The organism is Achromobacter sp., assembly GCF_049647645.1.
Lineage (GTDB): Bacteria > Pseudomonadota > Gammaproteobacteria > Burkholderiales > Burkholderiaceae_B > Achromobacter.
Genome location: NZ_JBARYB010000018.1, coordinates 1 through 11,494 on the forward strand (window position 1 = coordinate 1; position 11,494 = coordinate 11,494).

Sequence of the window (11,494 nt, forward strand, 5' to 3'; positions counted from 1 at the left end):
GGCTGCAGCTGCCCCGGCACCGGCCGCTGCAGCGCCCGCTCCCGCCGCCGCGCCGCAAGCCGCAGCAGCGGTCAATCCGGCCGGCGAAAAGCTGTACAAGAGCGTCTGCTTTGCCTGCCATGCCACCGGCGTGGCCAACGCCCCCAAGTTCGGCGACAAGGCCGCCTGGGATCCGTACATCAAGACCGGCATGGACGCCATGGTGAAGGTCGCCATGCAAGGCAAGCCGCCGATGCCCCCGAAGGGCGGCGCGGCCAACGCCTCGGAAGACGATATCCGCGCAGCGGTGCAGTACATGGTGGATGCAGCGAAGTAAGACTCGCGGCCCATGATGGAAAAAGCCCCTTGATCTGATCAAGGGGCTTTTTCTTTGCGCCGGACCGGCAGACCCGAGCAAGATTGCCAAGGCCGGATGCCGGCGTTCAGGCGCGCGCCACCCAGGCGCCGTCCACCTCGGCCAACTGGCTGCTGATCTGGCTGGCGGCCTCGATCACGGCTGCGCGAAACGGTTCGAGACGGCAGTGCTCGGCGCGCACGATCAGGCTCAATCCGGCCACCACCCGCTGCTCCAGGAAAATGGGCGCCGCAATGCCTATGGTCCCTGGGGTTATCTCGGAATCGCTGACAGCTACGCCCGCCTCGCGGATGGCATCGAGTTCAAGGCACAGGTCCTTCAGGCTCTTCCAGTGCGAGATGGCGCGCGCTTCCTCTTCATGGGCAAGGTACATGCGCTCCAGAGCGCGGCGGCTCTGGTGCGCCAGGATGACCTTGGAGGTCGCGCCGCGAAACATCGGCATGGTGGCGCCACGTTCGTAGCGTCCGACGCGTGCGGCCGGGTCACCGATTTCCTGGTGGATGCACATGACCTTGTCCTGGTAGCTGCGCGTCAGCACCGAGGCCGACGAGGGCGTGGTCGCCTCCACCAGGCGGCGCATGTGCGGCTCGGCCACCTTCAGCAAGGGATCGCCGTGGCGCATCAGCAAGTCGAAATGGGCAAAGGTCGGCCCCAGCACGTAGCGCGCGCCCATCACCGGGGTCAGGAAATCGGCGCGGACCAGTTCCTGCACGTCGCGATAGGCTGAGCTGACGGACACATCCATTTCGACGGCGATGTCCTCGACCGACCATGCGGCGCGCCTGTCATAGAGCTGCAGGATGTGCAGTATCCGGTTGCGCGTCCTGATATCACCCGCCACGTCGACCTCTCCGTCTCATTACGCCTGTCTGGCGTGCGATTTCGCATCCATTGCGAAATTCAATTTCTCCGCGATTCTAGCAGCGACATCCCCCCCTTCGGACCAAGGCGGCGCGTCGTGAAACCGCAGGGGCTTGCCAAAGCGGCAACTCGATGCAAAAATTCACTTAATCGCAATGGTTGCGAATTTAATGTTTTTTGCAAAGGTGGATGATGGCAAACGGTGAAACCTCCGAAACGCGCATTCCGGTCACTTTGCTGACGGGATTCCTGGGCAGCGGCAAGACCACCATGCTCAATCATTGGCTGCGCGACCCAGCGCTGGCCGGTGCGGCGGTCATCGTCAACGAGTTTGGCGAGATCGGCATCGACCACGCGCTGATCGCCAGCAGCAACGACAACACCATCGAACTGACCACCGGATGCCTGTGCTGCACCGTGCAAGGCGACCTGGTCGAGACCCTGCGCGACCTGCGCGCCAAGCGCAGCGCCGGAACCATCGCCGCCTTCGATCGCATCCTGATAGAAACCACGGGCATGGCCGACGTGGTGCCGGTCATCCAGGCCTTGATGACGTTTCCGGTCGCACGCTCGTTTCGCCTGAATCGCGTGCTGACCGTGGTGGACGCCGTCAACGGGCCGGGCACGCTGGCCGCGCACCCGGAAGCCGTCAAGCAGGTGGCCGTCGCCGATGCCTTGATCGTCACCAAGACCGAACTGCCCGGCGCGCAAGTCGCAGCGCTGGTGGACACGCTTGCGCGCGTCAATCCGGGGGCAACACGCGTGGTGTGCAACCCCGCGGCACGGCCGGATGCCACGGTGCTGGACGGGCCGGACGTCTACGACGTGGACGTGCGCCCGGAGCAGGCCCGGCAATGGCTCAATGCCGAGCCTTACGCGGACGGGCACCGGCACGGTGGGCATGCGCATGAACACACCCATAAGCACTCGCACGCGCATGACCATGCGCGCATCGACAGCTTCTGCCTGGATTTCGCCGCCCCCTTGCAATGGCCGCAAGTCAGCGCGTGGCTCGATGCATTGGTCATGGCGCATCCGGACGAGTTGCTGCGCGTCAAGGGCATCCTGCACATCGCCGGCCACGAACGGCCCATCGTGCTGCAAGCCGTGCAGCGCTTGTTCCATCCCCCCACCGAATTGCCGGAATGGCCCGACACGGACCGGCAATCCCGCATGGTTTTCATTACCAAAGGCCTGAGCAAGGACTACGTCATGCAGGTCTGGGACACGGTGCGCCAGCGCGCCCTCCCGCCTGCCGCACGCGCGGCCTGATCGTTTTGGCATTCCCCATCACAAGGAAAACAGCATGGACACTTTGATCAAGAACGGCCTGGTGGTCACTCCGCAAGGCCGCGTGCGCGCCTCCATCGGCATCCGCGACGGCAAGATCGCCGGCCTGTACCAGGCCGGCAGCGAACCCGAGGCACGGAGCGTCATCGATGCGAGCGGCCTGGCCGTGCTGCCAGGCGCCATCGACATGCACTCGCACCACCGCCAGGGCTCGCAAAAGGGATTCGAATACAAAGACACCATCCTCACCGCCACGCAGCAGTGCGCGGCTGGCGGCGTCACCACCAGCGTAGGCATGCCCAACGTCAATCCGCCGCCCAACTCGCTGGACCTGCTGGAAAAGCAGTTCGCCATCTACCGCAGCGATGCCGTGGTGGATTGGAACTTCAATCCGGCGCCAACGATAGAGTCGGAAATGGAAGCCATGACCGCCACGGGCATTGCGGCGTTCAAGATCTTCATGGTGGTGGACACGGGACGGGACTACCCGCACATGCCCGGCATCGGCGTGCATGACCACGGCAAGCTGTTGCGCATCATGCAGCGCTGCGCCGAACTGGACGTGCCATTGATGGTGCACCCGCACGACCAGGCCTTGATGGATGTGATCGAACAGACCTATTGGGACCGCGGCGAACGCGACGCGCTGGCCTATGCGCGCGCCTATGCCGCCCATGATGGCGTGATCTGGGAAACCGCCATCGCCACCCTGCTGCGGCTGCAGAAGGCAGCCGGCTGCCACCTGCACATCCTGCACACCCAGACTGCCGGCAGCGTGCAGCTCATCCGCGAGGCCAAGGCGGCAGGCCAGAAAGTCACCTGCGAGATCAATCCCTGGGCCCTGTTCCTGGGTTGCGAATGGTCGGCCATCCAGCGCCTGGGCTCGTATGCGCTGTCGTACTGGGTGCCGGAGAAGAACGTGCCCGGCCTGTGGGAAGGCCTCAACGACGGCACCATCGATATCATCGCCACCGACCATGCCCCGCACACGCGCGAAGAGAAAGAAGTGGGCTGGACCGATGGCTGGAAAGCCCATACCGGCACGCCGTCGACCCAGTTCTACCTGAGCATGTTCCTGACCGCGGCGCAGGAAGGCAAGATCAGCCTGGAACGGGTGGCCGAGGCCTGCTCGGCCAAACCCGCCGAATTGTTCCGGCTGCGCGAAAAGGGTGAAATACGCGCGGGCTTGGACGCCGACCTGGTGCTGGTCGACCTGGAGACCGAATACGAAGTGCGCGACGAGGACGTCCTCAGCCTGGTGGGCTGGAGCCCCTATGCCGGCCGCCGTCTCAAGGGCAAGCCGGTGCGTACCCTGGTGCGCGGCGCCACGGTGTATGAAGACGGAAAGGTGGTCGGCGCCAAGGGCAGCGGCCAAATGGCCGCCGCGACCCGCTGAGTTCAAAGCCGCGGCATCACTACGACACAAGGGGAAATCAACATGAATCGTCGTCAGTTCTCGCGGCTGCTGGCCACCTCGCCGCTGCTGCTATCCGCGCTGGCCCAAGCCCAGGACGCGTCCGCCATCACATTGATCGTGCCTTACCCGCCGGGCGGCAACACCGATTATGTGGCGCGCATTACCTCCGATTCGTTGCGCCGCACGTTGGGCTCGTCGGTGGTGGTGAAGAACCAGGCAGGCGCTGGCGGAACCATCGCCACCGATGCGCTGATCCGTTCCCGCAACGACGGCAACACGCTGATGGTGGGGTCCATCGGCCAGGTTTCGCTGGTCCGGTTCCTGTTCAATGTGCGTTACGACCCGTTGAACGATCTGGTGCCGGTGGCCAACATCGCCAGCAACCCGCTGGTGCTCACGGTGCCATCCAGCTCGCGCTTCCAAACCCTGGCGCAGTTGATCGAGTATGGCCGGGCCAAACCCGGCGCGCTGACTGTGGCGCATGGCGGCGAAGGGTCGATGTCGCATATGTCGGTGCTGGTATTCCTGAAGCGCGCCGGCATCGAAGCGACGCTGATCGGCTACCGGGGCGGCGCGCCCGCCCTGCTCGACACCATGGGCGGCACCACCGACTTGTACTCGGCCAACATCTCCGAAATCCTGCCTTACAAAGATAGCGGCCGCATCCGCTTCCTGGCCGTTTCCAGCCGCCAGCCCGTGCCTCAGCTGCCCGGCGTGCCGGCCATCGCCGACACCATCCCCGGGCACGAGATCGAAACCTGGAACGGCCTGTTCGCGCCGCCCGGCACGCCCGCGGAAGTGGTGGACAGGCTGGCCGACGCCGTGCAGGTAATGCTGCGCGACCCGGACGTGCTGAGCAAGTTCGACGCGTCCGGCAGCCAGCCGCGGGCCGGCGAGGTGAAGGACAAGTTCGCCCGCCGCATCCGCGACGACATTGCGCTGTGGACGCCGCTGGTGTCGCTGATCGGCGTCAAGCCGGCCAACTGAGGCGGCCAGCCCTGCAGGGAAAAAAAGCCCGCAAGACATGAAGTCTTGCGGGCCTTTTTGTACATGCCAGGGCGGTGCCCTGCCATGCATAGCCATCACATCACTGCTCGCCGGCCGCCTTCGTCAGCGACATGCCCAGCTGCACGCGGCGCTGCAGCCACAGGCTGGGGCGATAGCGCGGATCGCCGGTCACGCGCTGCATGCTCTTCAGGATTTCCAGGATGCGGTCGGCGCCCAGCTTGTCGCCCAGGGCCAGCGGACCCACCGGGTAGCCCAGGCCCAGCGTCACCGCCAGGTCGATGTCCTTGGGCGTGGCGATCTGCTGCTGCGCGATGTCGCTGGCGATGTTGACGATGGTGGCCACGATGCGCTGGGCGATGAAGCCGGGCGAATCCTCGATCACCGTGACCGGCACGCCATCGGCCGCCAGCAGCGCGTGCGCGGCGTCGCGCCACTTGGCTTCGGTGGCGGGCGACACCATGATGGTGCGGCGCTTGGCGGCGTCGAAGGCGTACAGCGTGTCCAGGCCGACGGTGCGGGCCGCGTTCAGGCCTTGCGCGGAAACCGTGGTGGAGACGTCCTCGCCGAAGGGCGTGACGAGGATCAGCGCGTCGGCGTCGGGCGTGGAGCCGGTCACCAGCGTGGCGCCCAGCTTTTCGACCAGCGCGGCGGCGCGGGCGTAGCCTTCGGCGTGCTTGGGGCTGACCCAGACCTTCAGGTTCTCGGGCAGCGCCGGCACGGGCGGCTCGGCCGGCACCTGCTTCTGGCCGTCGGCGTAGACGTAGAAGCCTTCACCGGCCTTGCGGCCGATCAAGCCGCCTGCCAGGCGCACGGTGGTGATGGGCGACGGCCGGAAGCGCGGCTCGTCGAAGAACTGGCGGTAGATGGATTCCATGACCGGGTGGGACACGTCCAGCGCCGTCAGGTCCAGCAGTTCGAACGGACCCATGCGGAAGCCGGCCTGCTCGCGCATGACGGCATCGACCTGGGCGAAGCTCGCCACGGCTTCCTGCGCCACGCGCAGGCCTTCGGTATTCATGCCGCGGCCGGCATGGTTGACGATGAAGCCCGGCATGTCCTTGGCGCGCACCGGCGTGTGGCCCATGCGGCGGGCCAGCTCGGCCAGCGCGTCGCCGACTTCGGGCGCGCTGCGCAGGCCGTCGATGACTTCGACCACCTTCATCAGCGCGACCGGGTTGAAGAAGTGGTAGCCCGCCACGCGCTGCGGATGCTTGCAGGCGGCAGCGATGGCGGTGATGGACAGCGACGAGGTGTTCGACGCCAGGATGCAATCTTCGGCCACCACGCCTTCCAGCGCGGCGAACAGATCGCGCTTGACGTCCAGGCGCTCGACGATGGCTTCCACCACCAGCTGGCAGTTCGACATGTCGGTCAGCGCGGTGGCGGATTCGACGCGCTCCAGCGCGGCCTGCGCGTCGGCGGCGCTCAGCTTGCCCTTCTGGGCCAGCTTTTCCCAGGTCTGGCGCAGCGACTCGCGCGCGGCCGCCACGGCATCGGCGCTGGTGTCGTACAGGCGCACACGCAGCCCGGCTTGCGCCGCGATCTGCGCGATGCCGCGCCCCATGGCCCCGGCGCCGACGACGCCGATGGTTTGAATCTCCTTCATCACCACTCTCCTGCTTTTATTGGATGGGGTTCAGGCCCGGCTTTGCGCCAGCGCCAGGATTTCTTCGGCCGACAGGCCCAGTTTTTCGGACAGCACCTGCTCGGTGTGCTCGCCCAGCATGGGCGGCGGACGGCGGTACTCGACCGGGCTGCTGGAGAACTTCAGCGGGCTGGCGGCAATCGGCACCGTGCCCGCGGTCGGATGCGGCATTTCGCGCTTCATGCCGCGCGCCAGGACCTGCGGGTCTTCGTAGACCTGGTCCAGCGTATTGATGGGGCCGGCCGGGACGCCCACGGCTTCCAGCGCGGCCAGCCAGTGGTCGCGCGCGCCGGTGGCCATGCGTTCGGTCAGCAGCGGCACCAGTTCGGCGCGGTTCTTCACACGTTGCGGATTGGTGGCGAAGCGCGGATCAGCCGAGAGCTCGGGCAAGCCGATCGCGCCGCAGTAATTGCGGAACTGGCTGTCGTTGCCGACCGCCACGATCAGGTGGCCGTCGCTGGCCGCGAACACCTGGTAGGGCACCAGGTTCTGGTGCGCGTTGCCGGCACGCTTGGGTGCCACGCCCGAAGTCATGTAGTTGAGGTTCTGATTGGCCAGCATGCTGACCTGGCAGTCCAGCAGCGCCATGTCGATGTGCTGGCCCAGGCCGCTGCGCGAGCGTTCGTGCAGCGCGGCCAGGATACCGACCGTGGAGTACATGCCGGTCATCAGGTCGGTCACCGCCACCCCCGCCTTCTGCGGACCGCCGCCAGGCAGGTCGTCGCGTTCGCCGGTGATGCTCATCAGGCCGCCCATGCCCTGGATCATGAAGTCATAGCCGGGGCGGCTGGCGTAGGGGCCGGTCTGGCCGAAGCCGGTGATGGAGCAGTAGATCAGGCGCGGGTTGAGTTCCTTCAGGCTGTCGTAGTCCAGGCCGTACTTGGACAAGCCGCCTACCTTGAAGTTTTCGACCAGGATGTCGCTTTGCAGCGCCAGCTCGCGCACCAGCTCGGCGCCGCGCGGCGAGGCGATGTCCAGCGCCACCGACAGCTTGTTGCGGTTGGCGGACAGGTAGTAGGCCGCCTCGGTCGTGTCGTTGCCCGCCTCGTCCTTCAGGTAGGGAGGGCCCCAGGCGCGCGTGTCGTCGCCCGCGCCGGGGCGTTCGATCTTGATGACCTCGGCACCGAGGTCGGCGAGGTTCTGGGTACACCAGGGACCCGCCAGGACGCGGGTGAGGTCCAGCACGCGTATGCCGGTAAGGGGAGCGGGACGTTGCGACATTAGTAATCTTTTCGCTAGAAGAGAAATGAAAACGTCCGGCTTGCGGCGGCGCGCAAGCCAGACTGGAATTCCGTCATGCCGGCGGCGCGCGGCCGCTGGCGCGTCATATTCCGGCGCGGCCCAGGGCCGCTGCCGGATCACCGTCAGTCATGCAGGATATTAGCCTCTTGGGCCGTGTCCGCGCTCAGGAATGCGCCTTGATGGTTTCGCGGGCGATCACCAGCTGCTGGATCTGCGAGGTGCCTTCGAAGATGCGGAACAAGCGCACGTCGCGGTAGAAGCGTTCGACCGCGTACTCGGACATGTAGCCCGCGCCGCCGTGGATCTGCACCGCGCGGTCGGCCACGCGGCCCACCATTTCGGTGGCGTACAGCTTGCAGCAGGCGGCCTGCATGGTGGTGTTTTCACCGCGGTCGCGCATGCGGGCGGCGTCCAGCACCATGCAGCGCGCGGCGTAGAGCTCGGCCTGGCTGTCGGCGATCATGGCCTGGATCAACTGGAATTCGGCGATGGGCTGGCCGAATTGCTTACGCTCAATGGCGTACTTCACCGCGTCGCCCAGCAGGCGGTCGGCAATGCCCACGCACAGCGCCGAGATATGCAGGCGGCCCTTGTCCAGCACCCGCATCGAGGTGCGGAAGCCATTGCCCTCTTCCCCGCCCAACAGCGCGCTGGCCGGGACGCGGCAGTTGTCGAACACCACGTCGCTGGTCAGGGCGCCGGCCTGGCCCATCTTCTTGTCCGGCTTGCCGATGCTCAGGCCCGGCGTGCCGGCTTCGACCAGGAAGCACGAAATGGAATTGGCGCGGCGCTCCGGCGCGGTGCGCGCCATGACCGAAAACAGTCCGGCGATGGGCGCGTTGGTGATGTAGCGCTTGGTGCCGTTGAGCACGTAGCTGTCGCCGTCGCGCACCGCGGACAGGCGCAGCGCCATGGCGTCGGAACCGGCGTCGGGTTCGGTCAGCGCGAACGAGCCTATCAGTTCGCCGCTGGCCAGCTTGGGCAGGTAGTTGGCGCGCTGCTCGTCGGTGCCGGCCAGCACGATGGCTTGCGAACCGATGCCGATATTGGTGCCGGCCAGCGAGCGGAACGCGGGCGAAGTCTGCCCCAGCTCGAAGACCACGCGCACTTCTTCTTCCATGGTCAGCCCCAGGCCGCCGTGGTCGGGCGAGATGGACAGGCCGAACAGGCCCAGCTCGCGCATCTCGTTGACGATGTCCGGCGGCACCTGGCCGCTTTCGGCCAGCTCGTCTTCGGCGGGGATCAGGCGTTCATGCACGAAGCGGCGCACGGCGTCCAACAGCAGGTTCAGGGTTTCGGTATCGAGGGCCATGATGGGAGTCTCAAGAAAAGGCAGGGCAAGCCGGGAGCGGGCGCGCCTCAGGCGCGCATGCCTCCGACCAGTAGATCGAAATAGCCGGCGGCGATGGTTTCGGCGCTGTCGCCCTGGCCGGGCTTGTACCAGCGCACCATCCAATTCAGCATGGACAACACGGCGCGGCCCGCCGCGGCCACGTCCAGCGCGCGGAATTCGCCGGCGGCGACGCCCTGCGCGATCAGTTCGCGCAGGCGCTTCTCGTAGCCGTCGCGCAGCCGGGCGGCGTCTTCGCGTTCGGTCAGGGCCATGCCGGAATAGCCGATCAGCATGGTGACGAATTCGGCATGGTGCTGCTCGAAGTAGCGCGCGTGGCTCACCATGAAAGCGCGCAGCCGGGCGGTGGCGCCTTCGGCCCGGGCAACTTCCTGGGCCACGGCCTGGGTCAGGCCGGTCAGCGCGGCCAGGATGATGGCGTCGTAGATGTCCTGCTTGGTGGTGTAGTAGTGGTAGATGGCCGCCTTGGACACGCCGAGCGCGGCGGCCAGGTCTGACACCGAGCTGCCGTCGTAGCCGCTTTGCGCGAAGAGCTTGGCGGCTTCTTCCAGGATGCGTTCGCGCGGAGCCGCCACGGTGGGCGGCCGGCCGGCGCGGGCGCGTTTCTGGGCAGGAGGGGCGGAGGTCGCCATGGCAGCCTTTAGGAGGGCCGCGCCGGCGCTGTCGGAGGCTCTTGCGAACCTCCATTGACAGCGCTTCGGCGCATGCCGTTTAATAAGGATTAATTAATTACCGGACGGTCGGTAGGTAATTATAGGCACACCCGCCAACGATGCTCAAGCCCTCTTTTGACCTTTTTCCGCGACGACGCCATGCCCCACTCTCTCGTGACTGATTTGTACGGCCAGATGTCCCTGCCGGTCATCTGCGCCCCCATGTTCATCGTGTCCAATCCCAAGCTGGTGGTGGCGCAATGCACCAGCGGCATCGTGGGTTCGTTCCCCGCGCTGAACGCGCGCCCGCAGAGCCTGCTGGGCGACTGGCTGGACGAAGTCCAGGCCGGCCTGGCCTCGCACCGCGAGGCCAACCCCGGCGCGAAGGTGGCGCCGTTCGCGGTCAACCAGATCATCCACCAGTCCAACGACCGCCTGGAGCAGGACCTGGCCGTGTGCGCCAGCCACCGCGTACCGCTCATCATTACCAGCCTGCGCGCGCCCGGCGACCTGGTCAAAGGCGTGCACGATTGGGGCGGCAAGGTGTTCCACGACGTGACCACGATCCGCCACGCCGAAAAAGCGCTGGAAGCGGGCGTGGACGGCCTGATCCTGGTGTGCGCCGGCGCCGGCGGCCACGCGGGCACGCTCAGCCCCTTCGCCCTGGTGTCCGAAGTGCGCCGCTTCTATGACGGTCCGCTGATCCTGTCGGGCGCGATCACCTCGGGCGCGCACGTCCTGGCCGCGCAGGCCATGGGCGCGGACTTCGCCTACATGGGCACGCGCTTCATCGCCAGCGAGGAGGCCAACGCCAGCGAAGGCTACAAATCCGCCATCGTCGACGCCAGCGCCTCGGACATCCTGTACACCCCGTTCTTCACCGGCATCCCCGGCAACTACCTGAAGGCCAGCATCGCGGCCGCCGGGCTGGACCCGGCCAACCTGCCGCAGCCCGACAGCGGCGCGTCCAATTTCGGCTCCAGCCGGGTCAAACCCTGGAAGGACATCTGGGGCGCGGGCCAGGGTGTGGGCGGCATCGCCAGCGTGCTACCGACCCGCCAGATCGTGGACACGCTGCGCAGCGAGTACGCGGACGCCAAGAGCCGCCTGGCCCAGGGATTCGGCGCATGAGCGCCGGGCTGAAGGTCAGCCGCGACGGCGCGGTGCTGACCCTGACCATCAACCGCCCGAATCGCCGCAACGCGCTGGACACCGCCACCTACGCGGCGCTGACCGAACAGATTGCGCTGGCCTCCGCCGACACGGCGGTGGCGGCGGTGATCCTGACAGGCGCCGGCGAGCACTTCACGGCCGGCAACGACTTGCGCGACTTCCAGGCGGAGCGCGGCGCGGGCGACAGCGCCGGCCTGACTTTCCTGCGCGCGCTGACCATGGCGGACGTGCCGGTGATCGCCGCGGTCGAGGGCTACGCCGTCGGCATCGGCGTGACCCTGCTGCAACACTGCGATTTCGTCCATGTGGGCGAAGGCGCCACCTTGCGCATGCCGTTCGTGGCGCTGGGCCTGTGCCCGGAAGGCGCGTCCAGCCTGCTGATGCCGCGCCTGGCCGGTACCCGCCGCGCCGCCGAATGGCTGCTGCAGGGCAAGGCGTTCACGGCGCAGGACGCCTGCGAAGCCGGGCTGGCGACTTCCGTCACGCCCAAGGCCCAGGC

Annotated in this window: 11 protein-coding genes; 6 read left to right on the top strand and 5 right to left on the bottom strand. The window is 66.9% G+C overall.

Annotated elements, in window-relative coordinates; all coding sequences use genetic code 11:
* Nucleotides 1-316 (top strand): c-type cytochrome (locus WBB14_RS01965; RefSeq protein ID WP_424238338.1); only part of this gene is annotated, 316 nt, incomplete at its 5' end.
* Between the two features lie 106 nt (nt 317-422).
* On the opposite strand, the gene WBB14_RS01970 is transcribed toward WBB14_RS01965, so the two are convergent.
* Nucleotides 423-1,196 carry an IclR family transcriptional regulator gene (locus WBB14_RS01970; RefSeq protein ID WP_424238339.1) on the bottom strand — a complete coding sequence of 258 codons (774 nt, stop codon included), beginning with the start codon at nt 1,194-1,196 and terminating at the stop codon, nt 423-425.
* Nucleotides 1,197-1,405: 209 nt separating this feature from the next.
* Between WBB14_RS01970 and WBB14_RS01975 the strand changes: the two genes are divergently transcribed.
* From WBB14_RS01975 to WBB14_RS01985, 3 genes are read left to right on the top strand one after another with little or no spacing between them, the layout of a single operon-like run.
* A complete protein-coding gene (locus WBB14_RS01975) occupies nt 1,406-2,488 on the top strand; it encodes a CobW family GTP-binding protein (protein WP_424238340.1) in 1,083 nt (360 codons plus the stop codon).
* Nucleotides 2,489-2,498: 10 nt separating this feature from the next.
* Nucleotides 2,499-3,902 (top strand): dihydroorotase, encoded by a 1,404-nt coding sequence (locus WBB14_RS01980; RefSeq protein WP_424238348.1) that lies wholly within the window; start codon nt 2,499-2,501, stop codon nt 3,900-3,902.
* A 42-nt stretch (nt 3,903-3,944) separates the two neighbouring features.
* Nucleotides 3,945-4,910 carry a Bug family tripartite tricarboxylate transporter substrate binding protein gene (locus WBB14_RS01985; RefSeq protein WP_424238341.1) on the top strand — a complete coding sequence of 322 codons (966 nt, stop codon included), beginning with the start codon at nt 3,945-3,947 and terminating at the stop codon, nt 4,908-4,910.
* 100 nt (nt 4,911-5,010) lie between these two features.
* On the opposite strand, the gene WBB14_RS01990 is transcribed toward WBB14_RS01985, so the two are convergent.
* The 4 genes from WBB14_RS01990 to WBB14_RS02005 all read right to left on the bottom strand — a co-directional run bounded on the left by WBB14_RS01990 (nt 5,011) and on the right by WBB14_RS02005 (nt 9,801).
* Nucleotides 5,011-6,537: a 3-hydroxyacyl-CoA dehydrogenase gene (locus WBB14_RS01990; protein WP_424238342.1), complete on the bottom strand. Its 1,527-nt coding sequence runs from the start codon at nt 6,535-6,537 to the stop codon at nt 5,011-5,013.
* Nucleotides 6,538-6,567: 30 nt separating this feature from the next.
* Entirely contained in the window at nt 6,568-7,797 is a 1,230-nt protein-coding gene (locus WBB14_RS01995) for a CaiB/BaiF CoA transferase family protein (protein ID WP_424238343.1), read from the bottom strand.
* 184 nt (nt 7,798-7,981) lie between these two features.
* Nucleotides 7,982-9,130, bottom strand: coding sequence for an acyl-CoA dehydrogenase family protein (locus WBB14_RS02000; RefSeq protein WP_424238344.1), 1,149 nt, complete (start codon nt 9,128-9,130; stop codon nt 7,982-7,984).
* Nucleotides 9,131-9,177: 47 nt separating this feature from the next.
* Nucleotides 9,178-9,801, bottom strand: a complete 624-nt coding sequence (locus tag WBB14_RS02005) for a TetR/AcrR family transcriptional regulator (protein WP_424238345.1) — start codon at nt 9,799-9,801, stop codon at nt 9,178-9,180.
* Between the two features lie 180 nt (nt 9,802-9,981).
* Between WBB14_RS02005 and WBB14_RS02010 the strand changes: the two genes are divergently transcribed.
* Both WBB14_RS02010 and WBB14_RS02015 read left to right on the top strand, forming a co-directional pair.
* Entirely contained in the window at nt 9,982-10,953 is a 972-nt protein-coding gene (locus tag WBB14_RS02010; protein ID WP_424238346.1) for an NAD(P)H-dependent flavin oxidoreductase, read from the top strand.
* On the top strand, nt 10,950-11,494 hold a 545-nt coding region (locus WBB14_RS02015), incomplete at its 3' end, for an enoyl-CoA hydratase-related protein (protein ID WP_424238347.1). The genes WBB14_RS02010 and WBB14_RS02015, both read left to right, overlap by 4 nt.